A 24,159-nucleotide genomic window follows, 5' to 3' on the forward strand; every position below is an offset into this window, starting at 1 on the left:
TGATACGGGGGAACCGATGTCCGATCTTTCCGCTGTGCCCGCTCCCGACCGGGACGAGGGCCTCCACCGCCTCCGGGACCTGCTGGCCGGGATCAACGCCGACTACGACCGCCCGGTCGATCCGCAGGAGCCCCTGATCCTCGACTCGCTGGACGCCGTACGGTTCAAGTCCGCGATCGACACCGCCTGTGCGACCGACCTTCCGCTGGAGATCCTCTTCGGCCACTGCACGCTCGAAACGCTCGCCGCGGCACTGCTCAACCACGGTACGGACGGAGGTCAGGCCCCGCAGCTGGTTCCGGCACCGGAGCGCGCCCACGAGCCCTTCGCACTCACCGACGTCCAGCAGGCCTACTGGCTGGGCAGCCGGGGCTTCGACCTCGGCGGGCGCTCTGCCCACTTCTACGTCGAGGTCGATTTGTTCGCCGCCGACCACGAACGCGTCGAGGAGGCGTTCAACACCCTGATCGGCCGCCACGGCATGCTGCGCGCCACGCTGCTGCCCGACGGCCGCCAGCAGGTGGCGCACGAGGTTCCGTACTACCGCTTCCGCCATCGCGACCTGAGCGGACTCCCTGAGGCGGACGGACGATGTCGCCTCGAAGAGACCCGCGAGGAGATGGCCGCCCAGGTCTTCGACCCGCACACCTGGCCCCTGTACGAGATACGCACCCACCGGCTCGACGCAGCCCGGCTCCGCCTCCACATCGGCATCGACCTGCTCTTCGCCGACGCGGGCAGCATCCAGATCCTGCTGGCCGAGTGGATCCGCCTGATCCTCGACCCGGACTCCCTCGCCCCGGCCCCCGCGGCCGCCTTCCGCGACTACGTCGACGGCCTCGCCGCGTACCGCACGCAGCCCGGCCACGAGCGGGCCCGCGCGTACTGGCTGGACCGCGTCGACACGCTGCCGCAGGCTCCCGAACTGCCCGTCCGGTCCGTCGCCCACACCCAGGCCCCCGCCTTCACACGCCGCGAACGCCGCCTGTCCGGCCGCGTCTTCCGGCAGATCCGGGACCGCGCGAACGCCCGGGGCGTCACCCCCTCCGTGCTGCTGTGCGCCGCCTACGCGCAGGTGCTGCGCACCTGGAGCCGCTCGTCCCGGTTCACCCTCAACCTGACCCTCGCCGACCGGCCGCGCTGGCACGCCGACATCGACCGGATGATCGGCGACTTCACCAGCACGGTCCTCCTCGAATGCGACCTCGCCGGCGCCCCGGACCTGGCCACGACCGCGCACCGGATCCAGGAGCAGCTGCGCCGGGACCTGGCCCACGCCCGCTTCAGCGGTGTCGAGGTGCAGCGCGAGTTGGCCCGACGCGGGGACGGCACACAGGCGCGCATGCCCGTCGTCTTCACCAGCCTGCTGCACGAGCAGGACAGCCTCGGCGCCCTCGAAGGCCTGGCCTTCGAGACCGGGTACGCCGTCTCGCAGACTCCGCAGGTCTACCTGGACAACCAGGTCGTGGCCCGCGGCAGCGACCTGCTGATCAGCTGGGACGCCGTCGAGGAGGTCTTCCCCGAGGGCGTCCTCGACGACATGTTCACCGCCTACGTCGACCTGGTCGAGCGCATCGCGGAACAGGACGAGCCCGCACCGGTCGCCCTGCCGGAGCGGCAGCTCGCCGTCCGCCGCGCCGTGAACGACACAGCGGGACCGCAGCCCGGCGAACTCCTGCACGCCGCGATCGGCCGGCAGGCCGCCGCACACCCCGACGCGCCGGCCGTGATCAGCGCCGACGCCACCCTCACCTTCGGCGAACTCGACCGCCGCGCCGACGGGATCGCCCACCGGCTGCGCGCACTGGGCGCGGCGCCCAACACCCTGGTCGCCGTCCTCATGCACAAGGGGTGGGAGCAGGTCCCCGCCGTGCTGGGCGTGCTCCGCGCCGGAGCGGCCTACCTGCCCGTGGACGCCGGCCTGCCACGCGAACGCGTGGCCCGGCTGCTGGAGGAGGGCGGCGTGACGGTCGCGGTCACCCAGCCCGGCGCCCACGTCCCCGCAGGCGTCACCGGCCTGACCGTGGACCGGGAGCCGGCGCGGGACGTGCCGGACGGACCGGTCCCGGCCGCGGCCACCGGCCCCGACGACCTCGCCTACGTCATCTTCACCTCCGGATCGACAGGCCGCCCCAAGGGCGTGATGATCAGCCACCGCGCCGCGGTGAACACGGTCGACGACATCAGCACCCGCTTCGCCGTGGGCCGGGAGGACCGGGTCCTCGGACTGTCCTCGCTCAGCTTCGACCTCTCCGTGTACGACGTCTTCGGAGTGCTCGGAGCCGGCGGGGCGCTGGTCCTGCCCGCGCCCGGCGAGTCCCGCGACCCCGGCCGCTGGGCCGCCCTGGCGGACCAGCACCGCGTGACGTTGTGGAACAGCGTCCCGCCGCTGCTCGAACTGCTGGTGGAACACTGCGAGCAGCAGGGCGCCGCCTTCCCGCGATCGGTGCGGACGGCACTGCTGAGCGGGGACTGGATCCCGCTGAGCCTGCCCGGGCGGGTCCGGGCCGTTGCCTGCGGAGGCCCCGAACTGATCAGCCTGGGCGGCGCCACAGAGGCGTCGATCTGGTCGATCTGGCATCCGATCGAGGGCATCGACCCCGAGTGGCGGAGCATCCCGTACGGCACACCGCTGCGCAACCAGACCTTCCACGTCCTGGACGCCGACCTCACCGACAAGCCCGACCACGTCACCGGCTACCTCCACATCGGGGGCGTGGGCGTCGCGCGCGGGTACTGGGGCGACGCCGAGCGCACCGCGGCCCAGTTCCTCGACCACCCGGTCACCGGTGAACGCCTGTACCGCACCGGCGACCTGGGCCGCTACCTGCCCGACGGCACCCTCGAACTCCTCGGCAGGGACGACTTCCAGGTCAAGATCGGCGGCCACCGCATCGAGCTCGGCGAGATCGAGGCCGTACTCGGCGGACACCCCGGCGTCCGCAGCGCCGTCGTCGTCGCCCAGAACGGCAAGCGGCTGATCGCCTACGCCGTCCCCGAGAGCGGGGCCGATCTCGCCGAGGACGAGCTGCGCACCCACCTCGCCGCCAAGCTGCCCGCGTACATGGTCCCCGCCGTCGTCATGACCCTGGACCGGCTGCCGACGGGCGCCAACGGAAAGCTCGACCGGCGCGCCCTGCCGGTGCCGCAAGCCGTCGCCCCGGGGAACGAGCCGCCCGCGACCCCCGCCGAGAAGGCGCTGGCCCGCGCCTGGGCCCGCGTACTGCCCGTGGAGCGGATCGGCCGGCACGACAACTTCTACGCCCTCGGCGGCGACTCCCTCCTCGGCGTACGCGCCGTGGCCAAGGCGGCCGAACAGGGACTGCACCTCACGCTCGCCGACTTCTTCGCCCGCCCCACCATCGCCGAACAGGCCGCGTGCGCCACCGACCGGCCGACGGCCCTTGCGGACCAGTCGGAGATCACCGGGCGGGCCGGCCTGTCGCCCAGCCAGCTCTGGTTCTTCGAACAGGACTTCGCCGCCGCCGACCACTGGAACGGCATGTGGCCCGTCTTCGAGCTCGACCGGCGCATGGAAACCCGGACCCTGCACCGGGCCCTGGCCACCGTGCTCGCCCACCACGACGGACTGCGCGCCCGCTTCCTCGCGGACGAGCACGGCCCGTACGCCGAACTGCCCGGCGCGCGCACGCCGGACGCCTCCCGGGTCACGGAGGTCGATCTCGGCGACGTCCCCGACTCCGACGTCGAGGCGGAGATCGCCCGGCACGCCGCGCTCCGCAACGGCGCCCTCGACCTGGCCGACGGCACGACCGTCCGGCTCACCCAGTTCGACCTGGGCCCGCACCGCAGGCCCAGGCTGCTGGTCAGCGCCCACTGGCTCGTCATGGACTACTACTCCTCCCGCGTGTTCCACGAGGACCTGCGCACCGCCTACTTCGCGATCGAGCGGGGTGACGAACCGGTGCTGCCGCCCAAGACGGCCCCGCTGCCGCAGGCCGCAGAGCAACTGCGCGCGCACGCCGCGAGCGAGCAGGTCGAGGCGGAACTGCCCTACTGGAGCCGGCTCACCGACCTCGCGCCGCCGCCGCTGCCCGTCGACCACCGCCTCGGCCCCAACTCGCAGGCCTCCGCCGTCCGGTACTTCACCGAGGTGAGCGGCGGGCTCGCCGCCGCCGTGGTGACCGAGCTGCCGCGGCGGGTGGGGGTCGAGATCCGCGAGGTGCTGCTCACCGCGCTGGCCCGGGCCGTCACGGCCTGGACCGGGCAGCCGCAACTAGTCGTCGAGATCGAGGGGCACGGCCGGCAGACCGCCTTCGGCCCCCTGGACGTCTCCCGTACGGTCGCCCGCTTCTCCACGCTGGCACCGCTGGTCCTGCGCCCGGGCGGGCTCGCCGACGTGCGCGACCAGATCCGGGAGATGCCCCACCAGGGCGTCGGATACGGCCTCCTGCGGCATCTGCACCCGGACCCCGCCGTACGGGCCCGGATGGCCCAGGTCCCCGTCCCGGAGATCGGCTTCAACTACTGGGGCGACGTCAGCGAGTACTTCACCGGTGACGCCCGCCCGGTCGTGGACTCCTTCGGACACCACCGCAGCGACCTCGGACACCGCACCCGCACCCTCGACCTGATGGCGATGACCGCGGACGGCACCCTGCGCCTGGTGTGGACCTACAGCGCCAACCTGCACACGGAGGCGACGGTCCGGGCCCTGGCCGACCGCTTCACCGACGAACTGCACACCCTGGCGCGGAGCGCCGGATGAACGGGGAAGACACGGCCATGGACCACCCGCGTCCCGAGGACATGTTCGGCGCGGTGACCGTGCCGGAGGTACTGGAACTCGCCGCCGCCACCCCGCGCGGCATCACCCTCGTCAACCGGCAGCTCGACCGGACCCCGCTGCCCTACGCACTGCTCGCCGCCGGAGCGCGGCGGGTGGCCGGCGGGCTGGTCAGGGCGGGCGTGGGCAAGGGCGACCGCGTGGCGATCGTCTCCTCGACCTCGCCGGGCTTCCTGCTGAGCCTGTTCGGCGCCTGGCGGGCGGGCGCCGTGCCCGTGATACTGCCTCTGCCGCACCGGCTGTCGGACCTTTTGGAGTTCGTCGCCGAGGTCAACCGCCGGCTCGACCACGTCGACGCGCGCTGCGTGGTGGTGGCCGACGCCTTCGGCGACTTCGTGACCGGCCGGATCACGGGCGGGCGACCCGTACTGACCTGCGGTGACCTGGCGGCGGAGCGCGAGGGGATCAGCGGGCCGGTCGAGACCCATCCCGACGACCTCGCCTACCTCCAGTTCACCTCGGGCACCACCGGGCTGCCCCGCGCGGTCGCGCTCACCCACCGGCAGATGCTCACCAATGCCGCCGTGTGCTGCGAGCGGCTGGAGCTGGTGCGGGACCGCAGCGTGCACGTGAGCTGGCTGCCGCTCTACCACGACATGGGCCTGATCTCGGTGCTCTCCGGCATGGCCTACCGGATCAAGCTCGTCCTCCAGCCGCCGGAGGACTTCCTGGCCCGCCCCGACTCCTGGGTGGACGCACTGTCGCGGTTCAGGGCCACCAGCACGGTGGCCCCCAACTTCGCCTACGGCCTCGCCGCCCAGGGCATGCGGCTGCGCCCGCGCGACCTCGACCTGTCGCACCTGGAAGTCTGCGGGGACGGCGCCGAGCCGATCCGCGCCGGCACGCTGCAGCAGTTCGTCGAGGCCGGATCCGCCTACGGGCTCAGGCCGCAGGCGATGACCCCGATGTACGGGATGGCCGAGGCGACGCTCGCCGTCGCCATGGGGCAGGCGACCCGGCCGCTGGTCTGGGACCACGTCTCCCGCGACGGCCTGCAGGCGGGCGGCGTCGCCCGCCCGGTGCCCGCCGACGCCCCGGACGCCCGTGTGCTGGCGGTCTGCGGGCCGCCGGTCCCCGGCGTCCGCGTCGAGATCAGGGACGCGGACGGCAAGCTGCGGGGCGAGCGGGAGGTCGGCGAGATCTGCGTGAGCAGCCCCTCCCTGATGCAGGGTTACTGGCAGGACCCGGAGGCGACCGCGGCCGTCCTGCGTGACGGCCGGCTGCACACCGGCGACCTCGGCTACCTGACCGAGGACGGTGGCGTGGTCGTATGCGGCCGGATCAAGGACATGATCATCGTCTCGGGCCGCAACCTGTACCCCGAGGACTACGAGCACGTGACCGCCAAGGTGGACGGCGTACGGCCGGTGTGCGCGGCCTTCGCCGTACCGGGCACCGAGCGCATGATCGTGGCCTTCGAGTCCGCCAAGGGCGTGGCGGACCACGAGCAGGTGGCCGCCCGGGTGATGAAGCGGCTGCGCGAGCACCTCGGCCACGCGCCCGACAAGGTCGTGGCCCTGGCCAAGGGCGCGATCCCGCGTACCTCCTCCGGAAAGGTCCAGCGGAGCCGGTGCCGGGAGCGGTACCTGACGGGCCGCATGGAGGCCCTGGCGGAAGTCGCGCGCTGACGCGGACCGCGGCCGCCCCGGGGGCGCGGGGCGGCCGCGGGTGTCCGCGCCGGCTCAGCGGCGGCGGCTCACCACGAGGCGCGCACCCCGGGAGGGGACCAGCGTCACGTGGTGGGCCTTCTGCTGCTCCGGAGCGGGCCGGTCGGGCCGGATCTCGAACCGCTGGAGCACCTCGCGCAGCGCCACGGTCGCCTCCAGCAGCGCGAAGCCGGCGCCGATGCAGCGGCGGGCACCGCCGCCGAACGGAATCCAGGTGTGCGCCGGCGGCTGGCCGTCGAGGAAGCGCTCGGGACGGAACCGGTCCGGCTGGTGGTGGTGGGCCGGGTCCGACTGCACCATGCCGATGGCGGGCATGACCGTGGCGCCGGCCGGCAGGCGGTAGCCGCCGACGGTGAGCGGCTTCGTGAGCTGCCGGGCCACCTCGTAGACCACCGGCTTGAGCCGCAGCGCCTCCTTGGCCACGGCCGTGAGGTACGCGTCGTCGCCCTCGTCCGCCGCGCGCTGCGCCCGGCGCAGCTGCTCCGGTTGGCGGACCAGCTCGTGCAGGGCCCAGGCCAGGCCCGTGGCCGTGGTCTCGTGCCCGGCGAGGAGAAGGGTGATCAGCTGGTCGCGCAGCTCCGCGTCGTTGAACCCGCCGCCCGACTCCTCGTTCTCCGCGGCCTGCAGCAGGCGCGACAGCACGTCGGTGCGGTGGTGCAGGTCCGCGGCCCGGCGCCGCATGCCGATCTCCGCGTACAGCAGCTTGTCCAGCCCCCGCTGGAGCCCGATGTGGCGGCGCCACGGCCCGAAGCGTGCGAGGAGCGGGTAGGGCAGCCCGAGCAGGGTGACCGGGCCGATGTCCGCGATGCCGCGCACGAGCGGGCGCATCCGCTTCAGCCGCGCCTCGTCGGTCACCCCGAACACCACCTGGAGGATCACCTCCAGGGTCAGGGCCTGCATCCGCTCGTGGGAACCGAACACGGTCCCCTCGGGCCAGCTCTCCACCTCCGCCCGGGTCAGCTCGCCGACCATCTCCCGGTAGCCGGCCAGCGCAGCGCCCGTGAAGGCCGGCATCAGGAGCCGGCGGGACCTGCGGTGCTCGGCCTCGTCGGTGAGGAGCACCGAGTGTTCGCCCAGGGCCGGTCCCATGATCGCGTTGCCCTCGCCCGCGTGCAGGACCTCCACCGGACCCCCGAACACCGTCTTGATGTCCTCCTGCCTGGTGAGGATCACCAGATGGCGGGTCGGGGCGGTGAGCCGGAGCGTGAAGACGTCCCCGTGCCGGCGCCTGAGGTACGGGAACAGCCGGTGCCGGTACTGGGCGAACAGCAGGGTCTGGACCACCGCGGGCAGCCGGGGGCCGGGCGGTCGTTTCGTCGAACCGGTGACGGGTGCCGATAAGGCCGTCGGCAGATCATCGATACCGCTGGTCATTGCGGAAATCCCCCTCGGTGAACGAACTCGTGTGTTTCGTTCGAATGCAATTGCCGGTCCCGACTCACGCTAGCAGCCGGGACGACCCGCAGAAATGGCGGAAGAACGGTTCCGGTCGCTAGGGTCCTGAAGTGCTCGAACTGATCCTGCCGACCGTCGTCGCATGCGCCGAGAGCTTTGCCGACGTACCCGAATCCACTCTTCTTCCCGAGGAATTGGAAGCGCTCGGGCCGGCCCGCCACGAAGGGCGCCGACGGGAGTTCACGACGGTGCGGCACTGTGCCCGGAGGGCCCTCGCGGACATCGGCGTACCGCCCGTCCCGGTCCTGCCGGGGGAGCGCGGGGCACCGGTGTGGCCGCACGGGGTGGTCGGCAGCATGACGCACAGCGCCGGATACCGGGCGGCGGCCGTGGCGCGCACCGTCCACGTGCGGGCCCTGGGCATCGACGCCGAACTCCACGCGGCGCTGCCCGGGGAGACGTTGGGCGCCGTCACCCGCCCCGAGGAGCGCGAGCGGCTGGCCGCGCTCGCCGCGGACTTCCCCCGAGTGCACTGGGACCGGCTGCTGTTCTGCGCGAAGGAGGCCGTCTACAAGGCGTGGTTCCCGATGACGAGGCGCCGGCTGGGCTTCCGGGACGCCTCGGTCACCTTCGATCCGGCGGGCGGGACCTTCCGCGCCGAGATCGTGGAAGGGGCGGGGGAGGGGCCGCCCGCGCCCCTCGTCTACGACGGACGCTGGACGGCCGGCCCGGAACTGCTCCTGGCCGCGGTCGTCGTGCCGGCCGGCCCGGCCGGGAACCGGCCGGCCCCCGCCGTCCCGCGGACGGATTGACCGGATCGACAGGGCTCAGGCGCGCCGGGCGGACACGGCCGTGAGGGCCTGTTCCAGGTTCAGCCGGGGGTCGCACAGGGGCCTGGCGCGGCCCTCCAGCCCGGCGATGCCGCCGGCGTCGGCCACGCATTCCACCACGTCGTCCGGGGTGGCCTCCAGGTGGAGTCCGCCCGCCGTGCCGCCTGCGGAGGCCACGGCCCGCCGGAAGCCGCGGACCTCGCGGACGATCTCCTCGACGAGACGGGTCTTGCGGCCGGCGGGAGTGGTGACGGTGTTGCCGTGCATCGGGTCGCACATCCAGACCACGGGATGCCCCGCCCGGCGCACGCACTCCACGAGCGGGGGAAGGGTGCGCCCGACCACGGCGGCCCCGTGACGGGTGATGAGGGTGAGCCGGCCGGGCCTGCGCCGCGGGTCCAGCAACCCGCACAGCTCCAGCAGCTCCGCGCAGGTCACCGCCGGCCCGATCTTGCAGGCGACCGGGTTGTCCACGGTGGCGAGCAGCCGTGCGTGGGCGCCCCTGGGAGAGCGGGTGCGCTCGCCGATCCAGGGCCAGTGCGTCGAGGAGAGCAGGGCCCGTCCCGATCCGTCCCCGCGCACCAGCGGCAGTTCGTAGTCCAGGACGAGGGCCTCGTGGCTGGTCCAGGTCGAGGCGCGGGTCCACCCGGTGTCCGGCCGCAGAGCCGCGTGCACCGAGAGGGCCGCCCGGTAGCAGTCCGTCAGCCTGCGCGGATCGTGGCGGCGGGCGGCCGCGTCCGGCTCGGGATCGTTGACCACGTGGCCCCGGAACACCGGGAGTTCCCGGCCGCGGTGACGCTCCGTGGGCCTGGACCGGGGCTTGGCGTACTGTCCGCCCATACGGCCGACACGTACCGTCGGCCTGCCGGTGACCTCGGAGAACGCCGTGGCGAGGGCGTCGAGCATACGGACCTTGGCCCGCACGGCGTCGGGCGTGGCGTCCGCCGGGTCCTCGGCGCAGTCGCCGGCCTGCAGGATGTTCACGTCGCCCTGTGCCGCCTCCGCGACGAGCAGACCGAACCGGTCGACGTCGCCGGGGCCGACGAGCCCCGGCGCGGAGCGCAGTTCCCGGACGGCCGCGGGGAGGTCCTCGTGTGCGGCCCAGTCGGGCTGCTGCGGGGCGGGCAGCGCGGCGATGTGGTCCAGGGCGTCGGGCGGGTACGGTTCCCCTCCGTACCAGCCCGGCTTGTCGAGAAGAGATATGCCGTCCGGCATGGCGGTCCCCCTGATTGCGCTGGTCGGTGTCATGCGGGCACCTCCCCGGCCGGCAGGTGCGGCGGCGCGGCCGGCTTCACGGTCAGGCGGCGCACGCTGGAGCTGGACAGGGCGAAGCCGGTGGCCACGACGATCAGGACGGCGCCGGCGACGAGGGTGGTGTCGATACCGGCGCGCAGTGCGATCGGACCCGCGGCCACCTCCCCGACGGGGATGGCCACGAACGAGCCGAGCGCGTCGTAGGAGTAGACCCGGGCCAGCCTCTCCTGCGGAATGTTCTCCTGCAGGGAGACGTCCCAGGCGACGGCCAGTTGTTCCAGGGCCACACCGTTGATGAACATCGCGACCACCAGCAGGGCGACGTGCGAGGTCGTCCCGAGGGCGAGGAGCGGCACCGCCTCGAACGCGCCCACGGCCGCGCCGATCCGCAGGGCGTGGCGCGGCTGGGTGCGGGCCGCGATGAAGCCGCCCGCGAACGCGCCCGCCGTCTGTGCGGCGAGCAGCAGCCCCCAGGTCGTCCGCCCGAAGGACTGGTCGGCGATGGTCGGCCCGAGGACCTGGAGCCCGCCGGCGACCACCGCGTTGATGACGAGGAATTGCAGCACGACCACCCACACCCAGGTGCGGGAGGTGAACTCCGACCAGCCGGCCCGCAGTTCGGCCAGCGGCCGGACCGTCCCGGCCGCCGCCGCGGGCGTCCTCGCCGTGCGCAGGCCCGCGAAACACAGGCCCGCCATGAGGAACACCGCGGCGTTGACGGCGATGCCCCAGCCGGGCCCCGCGAGGCCCACGACGATGCCGCCGGTGGAGGCGCCGAGAACCATGCCGGCGTTGACGGCCATCCGCACCACCGCGTTCGCCGGCCGGATCATCCGGTGCGGGACGGTCTGCGGGACGAGGGAGGCCGCGGCGGGCAGGGACACCGCCGACACCATGCCGTTGACCACGCTGATGACGACCAGCACCGGGATCGAGGCGAAGCCGAACAGCACGCTCGCCGCGATCACGGCCTGGGCCAGTCCGGCCGCCACGCTCGAGCCCTGCAGCACCAGCCTGCGCGGCAGCCGGTCGGCGATCACCCCGCCGAACAGCAGCAGCGCCACGTTGGCCACCGACCGGGCCCCGACCACGATCCCGAGGTCGATCAGCGAACCGGTCAGGTCGAGCACGGCGAACGAGAGCACGATCGGCGCCATGGCGTTGGCGAAGTACGTGGCCATGCGGCCGCCCGCCAGACATCGGAAGTTCCGCTGACGCAGCGGGTCCAGCAGGGTGGGGGCGCGGGTCGTCCCGTCGGCGCTCATCGTCCGACCGTCGGACTCGCCATGATCAGCACGCTGTTGGAGGCAGCGCCCTGGTGCGTGTTGATGAGGTCGCCCCGCTGGGGACTTCCGTGCCGGACGTAGATCCCCGAGAGCCGGCGGCCGTACATCATCGGCCCCAGGACACAGGGGACGGCGGCGCTGCGGATCTCCCCGGTGGGGCCGTGGGCGAACTCGAGGGTGACGAGATCGGAGTCCACCACCTGCTGGAGGACGTGGTCCCCCGATCCGGCGGCCGCCACGAGCCGTTCCCGCCACTCCTCCTGCTCCACCGAGCGGCCCAGGGTCACCCCGGCACCGCCGTAGCCGTCGCCGGGCTTGAGCACCAGCGAGGTCCGGTCCTCGCCCAGGGCCCCGGCCCCGGCGATCACGGTGTACGGAACGTGGCGCCGTACGAAGTCCCGGTCGGCCGGATCGAGCAGATCGAGGTCCTCCCAGATCCAGGCCAGCACCCGCTTGTCGCTGACCGGGCTGGTCGCCTCGGGGGTGTACATGCGGGCGGTGCCCGCCCGCAGGGCCCCGCCCAGGGCGTCGAGGCCCGGACCAGCCTGCTCGACCGGCAGGAAGAGCCGGAACACGCCGTCCGCGACGTGCTCGCCGGCCCGCAGCCGATGCCGGTCGTCGAGGGTCAGCCCGTCCAGCGGGTAGCCGATCACGGTGACGCCGTGCGCCTTGCCCCGTTCCGCCATGGGGGCGAGGAAGGCGACGAAGTCGTCGAGGTCCGCCAGGTGGTCGAGGCCGTCCTCGCGGAACACGGGCACGACGAGGCAGTCGCCCTCGGTCAGGCCGAGGAAGGAGACCAGCTCGGTGAAGAACGCGTCGACCGCGGACGGCGGCGTGCGCAGCAGCCCTCCCGACGGGCCCTGCCCGGCCGGCGCCGGGCCCGAGTAGACCTCCTGGAACTGCCCGGCGACGAGGTCGGCCTCGATGGCTCCGCCGATCGCCCCGTCGATGTTGAGTTCGACGACCCTGGGGACGCCGCGCTCGACCATCACGTCGGCGCGTATCGAGGTCAGCAGCCGGTCGGTGAGCGGCTCGGCCGGGTCCAGCAGCGGGAACTGCGTCCGGGCCATGGAGAGCGCGTCGAGCAGTTCCCCGGCCGTCGACACCCGGCGCAGACAGGCGTCGAGCACCAGGCCCGCCGCCCGGTCCGCGACCGCTCCGACCAGCGCGTACGCGTCGGCGTCCAGCATCAGCGGCCGGGTGGGGCACCAGGAGTCCGCGGGGCGCGGCACACCGGCGTGTCCGCGCCGCCAGTGCTCCCGCCCCAGCGCGTCGATCCGGCCGCGCACCTGCGCGGGGAGGGTGTCGTACAGGTCGGCCACGCGTACGTCGCTCACGGGCGGGCCGCCCACCGCTCACGGCCGGGCAGCAGGCCCAGTTCGGCCAGACCGTAGTCGCGCACGATCTCGGCGACCACGGCGTTGCCCGTGTCGAACACGGTGTCGTCCAGGCACCGGACGGGGCGCACCCCGCCGGCGGTGCCGGCCACGCACAGGGCGTCGCAGGCCGACAGGGCCGCCGCGGTCAGCGGAGCGCGGTCCACCTCGTACCCGAGGCCGCCCGCGATCTCGATCACGGAGGCCACGGTGATCCCGTCGAGCGCGGCGGGGGAGTCGGGAACCAGCAGCGTGCGGCCGCGCACACCGAAGACGTTCTGCACGGTGCACTCGGCGACGAAACCGGTGTCGTCCAGCAGCAGGGCGTCGTCGTAGCCGCGCCGCTGCGCGTCCATCCAGGCGATCCGGGAACCCAGGTAGCCTGCGGACACCTTCGCCTTGGTCGGGAACGCGTGCGGGCTGAGCCGGGCGACCGACGACAGTGTCAGCCGCGGCTGCTGCGCGCGGATCACCGAGTCGAAGGACGAGACGTCGAAGGCCAGCACCGCCACCTGGGCCTCGCTGCCGGGCGCCGCCAGGCCGAGCACCCCGTCGCCGAGGAAGGCGACGGGGCGCAGGTAGGCCCGGCGCAGGCCGTTGGCGGTCAGCGTCTCGTGGCAGGCGGCGGCCAGTTCGGCGGGGGACTGGGCGAGCGACAGCCCCACCAGGCGGCACGACTCGGCGAACCGGGTCATGTGCTCCTCGAGGCGGAAGACGTGGTGGCCTTCCCGCCCGGAGGGGAAGGCGGAGAGGCCCTCGAAGACGCAGAGCCCGTAGTGGAGGCTGTGGTTGGCGAGGGTCAGCGCGGTGTCCCCGGCGGGCACGACGCCGCCCTGCCACCACATGAGCTCGGCTGGTTCGTTCATCCTTCTCCGTCCTTGTCGTACCGGGCGACCGCCCGGCACATCAGGTCGCCCACGTCGCCGGTGCGCGCCGTGCCGCCCAGGTCGGGTGTCAGCACGTCCCCGCACAGCACCTCGTCGACGGCGCGCTCCACGGCGGCGTGCGCCTCGGGCAGCCCCAGCCGGTCCAGCATCAGCGAGTAACTCAGCACGGCTGCGAGGGGGTTGGCGCGCCCCGTGCCCACGAGGTTCGGCGCGCTGCCATGCACCGCCTCGAACACGCCCGCGAACGAACCGTCCTCGGGGTCGTAGGACGCGGAGGGCGCCACCCCGAGCCCGCCGGCGAGCATGGAGGCCTCGTCGCTGAGGATGTCCCCGAAGAGGTTGCCGGCCACGATCACGTCGAAGCGGGCCGGGTTGCGGATCAGCTCCATGGCCGCGGCGTCGACGTACAGGTGGTCGCACTCCACGTCCGGGTAGGACGCGGCGATCGCGCGGAACCGGCCCTGCCACAGCGGACCGGCGCTCGGCATCGCGTTGCTCTTGTCCACCAGGGTGAGCCTGCGGCGGCGGGAGCGGGCCAGCTCGAAGGCGGCCGTGACCACCCGGTCCACCGCCCAGCGGCTGTGGACGCCGACCTCCATCGCCACGTGTCCGGGGCTGCCGGCGCGGACCGCGCCGCCGACGCCCACGTACACGTCCTCGGTATTCTCCCGCACGACGACCAGGTCCACGTCCTCGACGGCGGTCACGTGCTTGAGGGGGCAGTGCGCGAGGGTGCGCAGCCGTACCGGGCGCAGGTTGACGCCCAGTTCGAGCTGCTGGCGCAGCCCGCCGATGATCCGGATCGCGTGCCGGTTGTCCGGGATCCGGGGGTCGCCGAGCGCACCGAGCAGCACCGCCGCGTGGTCGCGGCGCAGCGCCAGGATGTCGATCTCGACGTCCCCGTGCTCCAGGAACCAGTCGGCGTTCCAGGGCAGCACCTCGGTCTGCAGGCCGGTGCCGAAGACGTCCTCGACCACCGCATGCACCTTCAGCACCTCGGCCATGACCTCCGGGCCGATGCCGTCTCCGGGGATGACCGCGAGGGTGTTCATGCGGCCGACGCCTGCGCCCGTACCCGCGCGCCCGCGTAGGCGACGAGGCCGCCCGCGGTGAGCAGCTCCCGCTCGAAGGCGGAGGGCGGGGTGATGGGGGCGGAGGTCCCCCGGGTCACGTTGACGAGCTCGCCGCGTTCGTCGTCGACGACCAGCCGGTCGCCCTCCCGGATCCCGTGGGCGAAGTCCCCGACCTCCACCAGCCTCAGGCCGATGTTGAGCGCGTTGCGGAAGAAGATCCGGGCGAAGCTGTGCGCGACGACGAAGGGCGCACCGGAGGCCTTGATGCCCATCGGGGCGTTCTCGCGGGAGGAGCCGCAGCCGAAGTTCATTCCGCCGACGATCACCGAGCCGGTCAGGTCGTGCCCGGTCCCCGCGTAGTGGTCGAGGAACGGCTGGTTGCCCGCGTGGGCCATGATGTGCTTCTTGTACTCGGCCGGGTCGGGGATCTGGCAGAACACGCCAGGCAGGATCACGTCGGTGTTGACGTGGTCGCCGAAGACCCAGGCGAGGCTCCCACGCTCTGCGTCTGCGTTTGCGCCTCCGCCTCCGCCGCCCCCGGCCGTCTCCGGCGCCGCCGCCGCGGGCGGCCCGTCCCCGGTGCCGGGGAGCGCGGCGCGGCCCTCGCGCGCCGAGTGGAGCGCGAACAGCTCGTCGATGCCGCGGCGCACCGCGGCCTCGTCGGCGTAGTAGTCGCTGCGGTCGCCGATCGGGGCGAGTACGCCGGTCAGCGCGGCCCGTGCGGCGATGGCGGGGCTGGCCAGGACGACGCTGGCGTCGACGTCGCCGCACCGGCCGCGGAAGTTCCGGTTGGAGGTGAAGACCGCCACCTCGCCCTTGCCCAGCACACCGGACTTGATGCCGATGCAGGGACCGCAGCTCGCGGACTCCACGTAGCAGCCGGCCTCGATCAGCACGTCGATCAGGCCCTCCTTCATCGCCGCCCGGTAGGCCTTCTGGGAGGCCGGGATGACGATGGTGCGCACGCCTTCGTGGACGCGCCTGCCCCGCAGGACGTCCGCGACGACCCGCAGGTCCTCCAGGTGGCCGTTGGTGCAGGAGCCGATGAAGACCTGGTCGACGGGTATCTCGCCGTTCCCGTTGGCCCTGCGGGCCAGCGGGGCCACGCCCGTCATCAGGTCCTCGCGGCCCTCGTACTCGGCCCAGTTGCGCAGCAGGTGCTGGAGCTGGTGCGTGCCCACGGCGTTGTCCGGGGAGAACGGCAGCGCGACGGTCGGCTCGATCAGGCCCAGGTCGACGTCGATCACGTCGACGTAGCCGGCGTCGTGCTCGTCGACGGTGAACTCCGGGTAGTCCACGTCGGCGCCGAGGTAGTCGGCGAGCACCCGGTCCGTGGGGAACAGGCCGTACTTGGCGCCCATCTCGACGGCCATGTTGCTCAGCGACAGCCGGTCGGTGATCGCCAGGGAGGCGAGGCCGGGGCCGCCGAACTCCAGGCTGCGGTAGACCGCGCCGTGCACGCCGATCAGGCCGCACAGGTACAGCGCCACGTCCTTGCCCTGCACCTGCGGGCGCAGGCTTCCGCGGAAGCGGACCAGGGCCGCTTCGGGCACCCGCATCCAGCAACTGCCCCGGACCAGGGCCATCGCCAGGTCCGTGGAGCCGATGCCGGTGGCCAGCGAGCCGATCGCGCCCGCGGTGCAGCTGTGCGAGTCGGCGCCGACCGCGACGTCGCCGGGGCGGATCAGCCCCTGCTCGATGAGGATCTTGTGCTGGATGCCGCCGTCGTAGCCGACGTCGAACACCTTGATCCCGTGCTCGCGCGCGAAACGCCTCAGCTCGACCAGGATCGAGGCCATCGAGGCAGTGTGGGTGGGGACGACGTGGTCGAAGACGAAGGCCGTCTTCTCCCGCTGCGCGGCGAGGCCCGCCGCGACGTACTCGTCGTCGAAGCCCGAGTCGCGCAGGATGTCCAGGGCCCACTTGACGGTCATCTCGCTGCCCCAGCACAGGTCGAACGGCAGGTCCACGACCTCGCCGGTGCTGACGGGACGGCCGAGTTTGTGCTCGAAGAGCTGTCGTACGAGAGTCATCGCAGAACGCGTCCATCCTGGTTGCCGAGAAGCTGTTTCTTGAGGCAGTCGAAGACGGCGACGTACGGCTCGATCCGCCGGTGCGCCGCCGGCGAGGAGAACCGGATCCAGCCGCGCACCGGGGCCGGGCGGCAGCCGCGCAGCCGCTTCGCGTCCGCCGAGCCCATGCCGTACGAGATGCGGCGCACGCCGCCGCCCACCGCCCGTTCGATCTGGTGGTAGAAAGCGAGGTTGAAGTAGGCGTAGCCGGATTCCACGGCCGTGGCGTCGAAGCCGAGGAACTTGGGGTGCAGGACGCCCCCGGCCTCAAGGCACAGCAGGAAGCCCGAGACGTCCGGCCCCTCCGCCTCCCGCCGCCGCACCACGTACAGCGCGGGGCCCAGCGCCGGGGCGGCCGACAGCGCGGTGAACAGCCGCTGCATCGCGCCGCGGTCGACGGGCAGCCCGTACTTCTTCTGCTGTCCCTCGGACAGTTCGGCGCAGCGGGCGATCACCGCCGTGTCCGGGGCCGCGAGCCGCTCCACGCGCAGCCCGGCCTCGTCGAACTTGCGGATCTCGGCCCGCACGACCGTACGGCGCTTGCGCTCCAGGGTCTGCAGGTACTCCTCGAGGGAGGCCCAGGACCCGGTGTCCAGGTCGTGCTCCAGGTCGGAGAGGAACCCCAGGTAGCCGTGTGCGGTGAGCGCCCGGTGCAGTTCGGCGTCCCCGCCGGACTCCCACAGGAAGGACTGCGAGGGGATCTGCTCGGCCCGGCAGAACGCGTCCACGGCGACGAGGAGTTCGCCGATCGCGGCCCCCCGGTCGGTCCCGGGCAGGGTCAGGACGTCGCTCGCGTACCCGTACGGGCTGGTCACCACCAGCGCCGGATAGCCGGCCGCCCGGGTGTGCCCGGCCTCGGCGCGCACGACCGCGCCGAGCAGGGCGCCCATCTCGGCCGACTCCCGCGGCGACCGGTCCCGCTCCAGCGCCTGCCGGAGGTGGTCCACCTCGTAGTCGCCGAACAGGGCTCCCGTCGGGTCGTGGTACGGGAACGCGTCCGGGTCACGGACCAGCAGGCCCTGTACCCCGGCCACCGTGCGCCCCCCGTCCCGCAGCAGGAAGAGGACCAGCTCGAGGCCGAAGCACTCCTCGACCGCGCACAGCCAGGCGTGGGAGAGGTACACCTGGGCCGGCGGGACGAGCGCGTCCCACTCCTCACGGCCGACGGCGGACGCCGACCGCATCACGACGACCTCAGTGGCCACGGACGTCCCCGCCCTTCGTGGCGACCGCGATCAGGCGCTCGGCCCGGTGGTCGTACGGTCCGCCCTCGTAGTCCCCGTGGAAGCGGACCTCGGTGAAGCCCGCACCGCGCAGCATGTCCCCCAGCTCGGCGGCGCTGTAGAGGTGGACGGTCATCGAAGCGGTGGCCGCGCGCGTGCCCTCGATGGAGTACCAGTCGCTGCGCAGCCGCCTCCAGTCGTCCAGCACCGTGTCCCGCTGCACCAGCACCTTCCCGTCCAGCTCGGAGAGCGAGACCCGTTCGTCGCGCCGCGCCAGGACCTCCTTGCCGACGACGTCGACGAGCAGCGTCCCGCCCGGCGCCAGGCTGGTGTGCGCGTTGCGCAGTACCTGGACGTTGTCCTCGTGCCGGTCCAGGTACCCGAACGAGGTGAACATGTTGACCACGGCGTCGAACGCCTCCGGCTCGGCGAAGGCGAGCATGTCCGCCTCCACGAGCCGCACGCCGACACCCGCCTCCCGGCTCCTCGTCCGGGCCCGCTCCAGCAGCGGCCCGCTCAGGTCCACGCCCGTGACCGCGTGGCCGGCTCGGGCGAGGGGCACCGTGAACAGGCCCGGCCCGCAGCACAGGTCGAGGACGCGGGCGCCGGACGGGAAGCGGAACAGCGGGGACCGCTCCACGATCCGCCCGGCCTGCGCGGCGCGCTCCGCCGAGAACAGGTGGGGGTAGAAGTCCCGCCAGAACGCCTGGTCCGCGAACCAGGCGCCGCCGTCGTGCGCGTCGCTCATACCGTCATGGCCGTTCGCTCGTGGTAGATCCCGATCACCTGGGCCTCGGTGACGCTCGACTTCGTCAGCACGGAGGCCGCCTTGACCTCGCGCAGGACCGCGCCGAGGACCTCGTCGTCGTGAGCGAGCCCGTGCTTGTCCAGGACGTGGGCGATGATCCCCTTCCCGGAGTGCTTGCCCATGACGATCCGCCGGGCGTGGCCCACCAGTTCGGGCCGCAGCGGCTCGTAGGCGGTGGAGTCCTTCATGACCGAGGACACGTGCAGGCCGGACTCGTGCGAGAAGGCGTTCCCGCCGACGATCGGCTTCATCGGGCTGACGTCGATGCCGGACAGGCCCGCGATCAGGTCCGACATGGGCTTCAGCCGGGACAGGTCGACGGCCGTCCCGAAGCCGTACAGCTGGGTGAGGGCCACCACGACCTCCTCCAGGGAGGCGTTTCCGGCCCGTTCGCCCAGCCCGTTGACCGTGCACTGGACCTCGTCCGCGCCGCCGAGGATGCCGGCGACGGTGTTGGCCGTGGCCAGGCCGAAGTCGTTGTGGCAGTGCAGGGAGAGCGTCACGTGGATCTGCGAGCGCAGCCGCTGGATGAGCGTGCGGAAGGCGTCGGGAGTCGTGGAGCCGACGGTGTCGGCGACCCCGACCAGGTCCGCCCCGCTCTCCTGGGCGAGGACGAGGACCTCCTCCAGGTAGTCGTAGGAGGTCCGGGTGGCGTCTTCGGACCCGCAGCCGACGTACATGCCGAGGCTCTTGGCGTAGGCGATGCCGTCGGCCATCTGCCGCTTCAGCCGGTCGCGCACCGCGCTGTCCGTGCCGCCGAACTTGACCCGCATGTGCACGTCGGAGGTGGGCACGAAGGTGTAGACGGAGTCCGCCCCGCACGCCCTGGCCAGGTCGATCTCGGTCCGGTTGGGGCGGCAGAACGCCACCACGCGGGCGTTCAGCCCCAGTTCGGCCATGCCGCGCACGGCGTCCTGGTCGGCCTGCGAGGAGGCCGGGAAGCCCGCGTCGATGACGTCGACGCCCATCTCGTCGAGGAGGCGGGCGATCTTCACCTTCTCCTCGACCCGGAAGGCCACTCCGCAGGTCTGTTCACCGTCGCGGAGCGTGGTGTCACAGACGCGGATCCTGCGCGCCGGCGATGCGGCCTGGCTCATGCGCCCTCTCCCAACAGGTATGCGCGGCACTTGGTGCCGATGACTTCACCGGAGAACCGGGGGCGGCGCCCGTAGACCACCCAGGTGGTGGTCACCGAGCCGATGTAGCGGTCCAGGCGCAGCGCCCCCTGCGACTGCTCCAGGTACTCCAGGTGCGTCAGCCCGGACTCGTACACGCCGGCCAGCAGTTCGGCGCCGACCACGGGCTTGGAGGCCACGGGCACGACCTCCTCCCACTGCGACACGTCGACGTAGCCGGCGGTCGCCGGGACCAGCCCGAGGGACCGGGGCCGCTCCACGTCGGCCCGGCTGAGCAGCACCAGTTCCTTCGTCGGGTAGACGAAGGTGTCCACCACGTGGACCTCGCTGAAGTACCGCTCGGTGAGCAGGTGCACCTCGGGATGCGCACTGCACTGCACGAGGTAGTCGGACTCGCCGCGGCGCACCCGCTCCAGTCCCTCGTGCAGGTCGAGGGTGAGGTCGATCTCGGCGTCGGCCTCGATCCCCTGGAACCCGAAGTAGTGCTGCACGGCGTTCTCGTGGCAGCTGCCCTCGGGGCCGAGCGTGGTGAAGGTCAGGGTCATCGCAGTGCCTCCGCACCGGTCGCCGCGGGAGCGTCGATGATCTCGTCCTCCAGGCGGCAGGCCTCGTCGATGAGCAGGGTGGCCAGGGAGCGCATGAAGTCCGGTGACAGGGACAGCCGTCGGCCCCGGGCCGCGTAGGCCTCGCGGACCGCGGTGACCCGGTGCGGCTGCATCATCGGGATGCCGTTGGCCCGCTTGGCCTCCGCCACTTCGCAGCAGATCGCCAGCCGGGCCGCCACGAGCTCCGCGAGCTGCTGGTCCAGTGTCTCCAGCCGCTCGCGGAACGGCCGCAGGACCTCTTCGGGGGTGGCGTTCGCGTTCATCGCGAGGCCTCCAATGCCAGGGCGCGGGCCGCGCCGCGCAGGGAGGGGAGTCCGTATCCGCCCTCCTGGACGAAGACGGTGGGCAGCCGCTGTTCCGTCACGAGCGCGGCGACGGGACCGAAGACCTCCGGCGCCAGGCTCCAGGAGCCGTGCGGGTCGCCCGCGAGCACGTCGTAGCCGACCGAGACCACCAGGGCCTCGACGTCGTGGCCGCGCAGGTGGGACACGGCGTCCCGGACGAGTGCCAGGAAGGCCTCCGAACCCGGGTCGGAGGCCGCCGCGAAGAGCCCGGGCCCCGGCTCGAAGGCGTACGGGAAGTCCTTCGGGTGGCCGGAGTGCACCGAGGCGAACGGCAGCGTGGTATCTCCCCGGACGCAGGCGAGCGTGCCGTTGCCCAGGTGGTAGTCGACGTCGAGGATGCCGACCCGGGACGCCCCCTCCTCCTGGAGCGTCCGGGCGGCGATGACGGCGTTGTTCAGGAAGCAGTACCCGCCGTACCAGCCGGGACCCGCGTGGTGGCCCGGGGGCCGCACCAGCGCGTAGCTGCTCGCCCCGTGCCGGGCCGTCAGTCCGGCCGCCCGGACCGCGGCCGCCGCGGCGCCCAGCGCCGCGGGCCAGACCCCGCGGGTGACGGGCGTCTCCTGCGCCAGGCCGGGGGCGGCGAAGGCGTCGTCGAGGACGGATTCCGCGCCCTCGGGGACCCCGTGGCGCAGGTGCTCCAGCAGCTCCCTGCCGTGGACGGCCTCGGCGAGGCGCTCGGCCCGGCCCCTGCCGGCCGCATCGGGCGGGGCGAGGACCGCCCCGCCCTCGAGCAGCCCTTCCAGGATCCGGTGGATCCGCTCCGGGGTCTCCTTGCTGGCGACCTTGGCACCGCCCGGCTCGACCGTGAACGGAAGGGCCGCGGAGTCCTCCGGCACCACCACATGCAGGGTCATGACAGATCCTTGATCACACGAGGGCCGATGGCACGGAAGCCGGAGCGCTCGTAGAAGGCCAGCGTCCGCGGGTACGAGGGGAACTGCTCGGCCGGCAGGCAGACCTCGACCCGCCGGATCCCGTCGGAGGCGCACAGGGCGTCCAGCTCCGCCAGCAGCAGGGCGGCGACTCCCTTCGACCGCAGCTCCGGCTCCACCCACAGCTCCTGCACGTGCCGGTACGGCGCTGCGAGCCGCAGGGCGGTCTGGGTGGTGTACCCTAGTACGCCGGCCACGCGCCCCTGCCCGTCCCGTGCGACCAGCACCCCCGAGCCGTCCCGGCCGGCGATGGCGTCGGCCACCGCGGCGCCGAGCCCCGGGATCGTGTGCGAGGGGTCCTGGCGCAGCTCCCGCAGCAGGGCGGTGACGGCGTCGGCCACCGCCCCGGCCTCGCCGGGCTTCGCCGGACCCGTCTCGAATCCCGTCCCGAATTGCCTCGTGCTCATCCCCGGCACCTCGCAGCCGTTCCCGATGCGGCTTCCTGTAACTCGTCGACGCCGAGGACCCGCAGCAGCGCGCGGGCCTTCAACCGCGTCTCCTGGAACTCCTCCTCGCCGTCGGAGAGGACGATCAGCGCGCCGCCCACGCCGATGCGTACGCGGTTGCCCTCCCAGACGATGGTGCGGATCACGATCGACTGGTCCGCCGCCCCGTCGAATCCGAACCAGCCGAGGCTGCCCGAGTAGATCCCGCGCTCCTCCGGTTCCAGGTCGTCAAGCAGCTCCACCGTCCGCTTCTTCGGCGCGCCGGTCATCGACCCGCCGGGGAAGAGCGCCTGCACGCAGTCGACCGCGCCGCGGTCGGCGCGCAGCTTCCCGCGCACCGTGGTGACGAGCTGGTGCACGGTGGCGTAGGACTCCGCGGCCATCAGCTTCGGCACGTGGACCGTGCCGGTGTCGCACACCTGGCCGAGGTCGTTGCGCAGCAGGTCCGCGATCATCAGGTTCTCACTGCGGATCTTGCGGTCCGTCTCCAGCGCGGTGCGCGCGGCCTCGTCGGCCGCCGGGTCGGCGTCCCGGGGGGCTGTGCCCTTGATCGGCTTGGCCTCCACCTCGCCGTTGCCCGCGACGGTGACGAACCGCTCCGGCGAGGAGCTCAGCAGCGCGCGCTCGCCGAGCCGGACGTAGGCGGCGTAGGGGGCCGGGTTCGTGGCCCGCAGCCGCAGGTAGGTCTCCAGCGGATCGGCGTCGCTGGTGCCGCTGATCTGGTACGTGTAGCAGGCCTCGTACGAATCCCCGTCGCGAAGCCACTGCTGCACGGTGTCGAAGTGGCGCAGGTACGTCTCCCGGTCGACGCCCGGCTCCAGCACGGCCGGGGCGGTCTCGCGCCGGGGCCGGGGCAGCAGCGGGCGGCGTGCCAGGGTCCGCACGTGCTCGCACCAGGACTCGTGCTGCTCGGCGGACAGGCCCACCGTGACCAGGTAGCGCCGGTCGGCCTCGTGGTCGTAGGCCACGTAGCGGTCGACGCGGAGCAGTTCGGCGTCCGGCCGCTCGCCGCTGCCGGCCCGGCCGATGCCGACGCTTCCCTTGACGCCGTAGCCGAGGTAGCCCAGGTAGCCGCCGGCGAAGGGCACCGGGGACGCGCCGGCCGGCACGGGTGAGGTGGCGAGAGAGGCCCGCAGGTGCTCGAAGACGGTTCCGGGACGGCGCTCCACGGCCTCGTCCGTCTCGAGTTCCACGACGCCCGCTCCCGCATACGCCCGCAGGACCTCCAGTCCCTCCCCGGCGCAGGAGCCGAGGTAGCTGTAGCGGCCCATGCCGTAGGCGGTGCGCGAGCTGTCGAGCCAGAAGCTGTACGGGCTGTCGGCGAAGGCGCGCAGGAACAGGCCCTCGGCGTCGAGGTCCGCACCCAGTTCGCTCCAGCGGAGCGAGGGCGTGATGCCCAGGAAGTTCGCGATGATCTCCTCGCCGTACTCGCTGTCCACCGACTCGGGGTGGAACTGCACGCCGTGCAGGGGACGTTCGCGGTGTTGCAGCCCCATCAGGACGCCGCCCTCGGACCAGGCGGTCGCGACGAGGTGGTCCGGCAGCGGTTCGGTGACGGTGAGGGAGTGGTAGCGCACGGCCCGGAAGCCCTGCGGGATGCCGGCGAAGACACCGGTCCCGGTATGGGTGATCGCGCTGGTCTGCCCGTGCACGGTCTCCGGCGCGTGGCGCACGTCGCCGCCGAAGGCGAGGGCCAGGCCCTGGTGGCCCAGGCACACCCCCAGGACGGGCACGGACGCCTGCTCCAGCAGGGCCCTGCACAGCCCGAAGTCCTCGTCCCGGGCGGCGGTGCCCGGGCCCGGGGAGATCACGACGTGGGTGAAGTCCCGTCCGAGCAGTTCGTCCGCCGTCGCCTCGTCGTTGCGCACGACGACGGGCGGCACACCGGCCACCTTCCAGATCAGCTGGAAGAGGTTCCACGTGTAGGAGTCGTAGTTGTCGACGAGAAGGATCCGCAGGTCTATCACGATGTGGTCGAACTCCTTGACGACCGGAACCGGCCTTTCGGGCACGGTGGA

The 24,159-nt window shown here is 72.9% G+C and carries 18 protein-coding genes; 3 read left to right on the top strand and 15 right to left on the bottom strand.

All coding sequences use genetic code 11. The annotated features are described in order from the left end of the window. Positions 1-16: 16 nt before the first annotated feature. Together ACZ6JS_RS32650 and ACZ6JS_RS32655 are read left to right on the top strand one after the other, a co-directional pair. The gene (locus tag ACZ6JS_RS32650; protein WP_469303364.1) at positions 17-4,729 is read left to right on the top strand and encodes an amino acid adenylation domain-containing protein; all 4,713 of its coding nucleotides are present in this window, start codon (positions 17-19) and stop codon (positions 4,727-4,729) included. Next, positions 4,726-6,435: an AMP-binding protein gene (locus tag ACZ6JS_RS32655; RefSeq protein ID WP_469303366.1), complete on the top strand. Its 1,710-nt coding sequence runs from the start codon at positions 4,726-4,728 to the stop codon at positions 6,433-6,435. The genes ACZ6JS_RS32650 and ACZ6JS_RS32655 overlap by 4 nt, the downstream gene beginning before the upstream one ends. A 54-nt stretch (positions 6,436-6,489) precedes the next feature. Here the strand turns inward: ACZ6JS_RS32655 and ACZ6JS_RS32660 are convergent, their stop codons facing one another. Continuing rightward, positions 6,490-7,848 (bottom strand): cytochrome P450, encoded by a 1,359-nt coding sequence (locus ACZ6JS_RS32660; RefSeq protein ID WP_469303368.1) that lies wholly within the window; start codon positions 7,846-7,848, stop codon positions 6,490-6,492. Positions 7,849-7,979: 131 nt separating this feature from the next. Here ACZ6JS_RS32660 and ACZ6JS_RS32665 point away from each other — a divergent pair, with 131 nt between their 5' ends. Further along, complete coding sequence (locus tag ACZ6JS_RS32665) at positions 7,980-8,681, top strand: 4'-phosphopantetheinyl transferase family protein (protein ID WP_469303370.1); 702 nt, start codon at positions 7,980-7,982, stop codon at positions 8,679-8,681. A 15-nt stretch (positions 8,682-8,696) separates the two neighbouring features. Here the strand turns inward: ACZ6JS_RS32665 and ACZ6JS_RS32670 are convergent, their stop codons facing one another. From ACZ6JS_RS32670 to pabB, 14 genes are read right to left on the bottom strand one after another with little or no spacing between them, the layout of a single operon-like run. Next, on the bottom strand, positions 8,697-9,947 hold the full coding sequence (locus tag ACZ6JS_RS32670) for a 3-deoxy-7-phosphoheptulonate synthase (RefSeq protein WP_469303372.1): 1,251 nt from the start codon (positions 9,945-9,947) through the stop codon (positions 8,697-8,699). Next, positions 9,944-11,218 carry an MFS transporter gene (locus ACZ6JS_RS32675; protein WP_469303374.1) on the bottom strand — a complete coding sequence of 425 codons (1,275 nt, stop codon included), beginning with the start codon at positions 11,216-11,218 and terminating at the stop codon, positions 9,944-9,946. The genes ACZ6JS_RS32670 and ACZ6JS_RS32675 overlap by 4 nt, the downstream gene beginning before the upstream one ends. Continuing rightward, positions 11,215-12,576, bottom strand: a complete 1,362-nt coding sequence (locus ACZ6JS_RS32680) for a hypothetical protein (RefSeq protein WP_469303376.1) — start codon at positions 12,574-12,576, stop codon at positions 11,215-11,217. The genes ACZ6JS_RS32675 and ACZ6JS_RS32680 overlap by 4 nt, the downstream gene beginning before the upstream one ends. Further along, positions 12,573-13,481, bottom strand: a complete 909-nt coding sequence (locus ACZ6JS_RS32685; protein WP_469303378.1) for an aminotransferase class IV — start codon at positions 13,479-13,481, stop codon at positions 12,573-12,575. Before ACZ6JS_RS32685 ends, ACZ6JS_RS32680 begins: the two co-directional genes overlap by 4 nt. Continuing rightward, complete coding sequence (locus ACZ6JS_RS32690) at positions 13,478-14,554, bottom strand: isocitrate/isopropylmalate dehydrogenase family protein (RefSeq protein WP_469303381.1); 1,077 nt, start codon at positions 14,552-14,554, stop codon at positions 13,478-13,480. The genes ACZ6JS_RS32685 and ACZ6JS_RS32690 overlap by 4 nt, the downstream gene beginning before the upstream one ends. After that, positions 14,551-16,608, bottom strand: coding sequence for a LeuD/DmdB family oxidoreductase small subunit (locus ACZ6JS_RS32695; RefSeq protein ID WP_469303383.1), 2,058 nt, complete (start codon positions 16,606-16,608; stop codon positions 14,551-14,553). The genes ACZ6JS_RS32690 and ACZ6JS_RS32695 overlap by 4 nt, the downstream gene beginning before the upstream one ends. Next, complete coding sequence (locus ACZ6JS_RS32700) at positions 16,605-17,852, bottom strand: GNAT family N-acetyltransferase (protein WP_469303385.1); 1,248 nt, start codon at positions 17,850-17,852, stop codon at positions 16,605-16,607. The genes ACZ6JS_RS32695 and ACZ6JS_RS32700 overlap by 4 nt, the downstream gene beginning before the upstream one ends. Next, on the bottom strand, positions 17,842-18,618 hold the full coding sequence (locus ACZ6JS_RS32705; protein WP_469303387.1) for a class I SAM-dependent methyltransferase: 777 nt from the start codon (positions 18,616-18,618) through the stop codon (positions 17,842-17,844). The genes ACZ6JS_RS32700 and ACZ6JS_RS32705 overlap by 11 nt, the downstream gene beginning before the upstream one ends. Further along, positions 18,615-19,775: a LeuA family protein gene (locus ACZ6JS_RS32710; protein WP_469303389.1), complete on the bottom strand. Its 1,161-nt coding sequence runs from the start codon at positions 19,773-19,775 to the stop codon at positions 18,615-18,617. The genes ACZ6JS_RS32705 and ACZ6JS_RS32710 overlap by 4 nt, the downstream gene beginning before the upstream one ends. After that, a complete protein-coding gene (locus tag ACZ6JS_RS32715; protein ID WP_469303391.1) occupies positions 19,772-20,359 on the bottom strand; it encodes a hypothetical protein in 588 nt (195 codons plus the stop codon). The genes ACZ6JS_RS32710 and ACZ6JS_RS32715 overlap by 4 nt, the downstream gene beginning before the upstream one ends. Further along, positions 20,356-20,682, bottom strand: coding sequence for a chorismate mutase (locus tag ACZ6JS_RS32720; RefSeq protein WP_469303393.1), 327 nt, complete (start codon positions 20,680-20,682; stop codon positions 20,356-20,358). The genes ACZ6JS_RS32715 and ACZ6JS_RS32720 overlap by 4 nt, the downstream gene beginning before the upstream one ends. After that, positions 20,679-21,617, bottom strand: coding sequence for an arginase family protein (locus ACZ6JS_RS32725; protein WP_469303394.1), 939 nt, complete (start codon positions 21,615-21,617; stop codon positions 20,679-20,681). The genes ACZ6JS_RS32720 and ACZ6JS_RS32725 overlap by 4 nt, the downstream gene beginning before the upstream one ends. Continuing rightward, complete coding sequence (locus ACZ6JS_RS32730; protein WP_469303396.1) at positions 21,614-22,102, bottom strand: GNAT family N-acetyltransferase; 489 nt, start codon at positions 22,100-22,102, stop codon at positions 21,614-21,616. Before ACZ6JS_RS32730 ends, ACZ6JS_RS32725 begins: the two co-directional genes overlap by 4 nt. Then, complete coding sequence (gene pabB, locus ACZ6JS_RS32735; RefSeq protein WP_469303397.1) at positions 22,099-24,153, bottom strand: aminodeoxychorismate synthase component I; 2,055 nt, start codon at positions 24,151-24,153, stop codon at positions 22,099-22,101. Before pabB ends, ACZ6JS_RS32730 begins: the two co-directional genes overlap by 4 nt. Between the last annotated feature and the right edge of the window lie 6 nt (positions 24,154-24,159).

Source organism: Streptomyces sp. NPDC046349, assembly GCF_055587885.1.

Bases quoted from the DNA above. Each gene is read 5' to 3' on its own strand.
- ACZ6JS_RS32650 (WP_469303364.1), top strand. From the start codon at position 17: ATGTCCGATCTTTCCGCTGTGCCCGCTCCCGACCGGGACGAGGGCCTC.
- ACZ6JS_RS32655 (WP_469303366.1), top strand. From the start codon at position 4,726: ATGAACGGGGAAGACACGGCCATGGACCACCCGCGTCCCGAGGACATG.
- ACZ6JS_RS32660 (WP_469303368.1), bottom strand. From the start codon at position 7,848: ATGACCAGCGGTATCGATGATCTGCCGACGGCCTTATCGGCACCCGTC.
- ACZ6JS_RS32670 (WP_469303372.1), bottom strand. From the start codon at position 9,947: ATGACACCGACCAGCGCAATCAGGGGGACCGCCATGCCGGACGGCATA.
- ACZ6JS_RS32675 (WP_469303374.1), bottom strand. From the start codon at position 11,218: ATGAGCGCCGACGGGACGACCCGCGCCCCCACCCTGCTGGACCCGCTG.
- ACZ6JS_RS32685 (WP_469303378.1), bottom strand. From the start codon at position 13,481: ATGAACGAACCAGCCGAGCTCATGTGGTGGCAGGGCGGCGTCGTGCCC.
- ACZ6JS_RS32690 (WP_469303381.1), bottom strand. From the start codon at position 14,554: ATGAACACCCTCGCGGTCATCCCCGGAGACGGCATCGGCCCGGAGGTC.
- ACZ6JS_RS32695 (WP_469303383.1), bottom strand. From the start codon at position 16,608: ATGACTCTCGTACGACAGCTCTTCGAGCACAAACTCGGCCGTCCCGTC.
- ACZ6JS_RS32705 (WP_469303387.1), bottom strand. From the start codon at position 18,618: ATGAGCGACGCGCACGACGGCGGCGCCTGGTTCGCGGACCAGGCGTTC.
- ACZ6JS_RS32710 (WP_469303389.1), bottom strand. From the start codon at position 19,775: ATGAGCCAGGCCGCATCGCCGGCGCGCAGGATCCGCGTCTGTGACACC.
- ACZ6JS_RS32715 (WP_469303391.1), bottom strand. From the start codon at position 20,359: ATGACCCTGACCTTCACCACGCTCGGCCCCGAGGGCAGCTGCCACGAG.
- ACZ6JS_RS32720 (WP_469303393.1), bottom strand. From the start codon at position 20,682: ATGAACGCGAACGCCACCCCCGAAGAGGTCCTGCGGCCGTTCCGCGAG.
- ACZ6JS_RS32725 (WP_469303394.1), bottom strand. From the start codon at position 21,617: ATGACCCTGCATGTGGTGGTGCCGGAGGACTCCGCGGCCCTTCCGTTC.
- ACZ6JS_RS32730 (WP_469303396.1), bottom strand. From the start codon at position 22,102: ATGAGCACGAGGCAATTCGGGACGGGATTCGAGACGGGTCCGGCGAAG.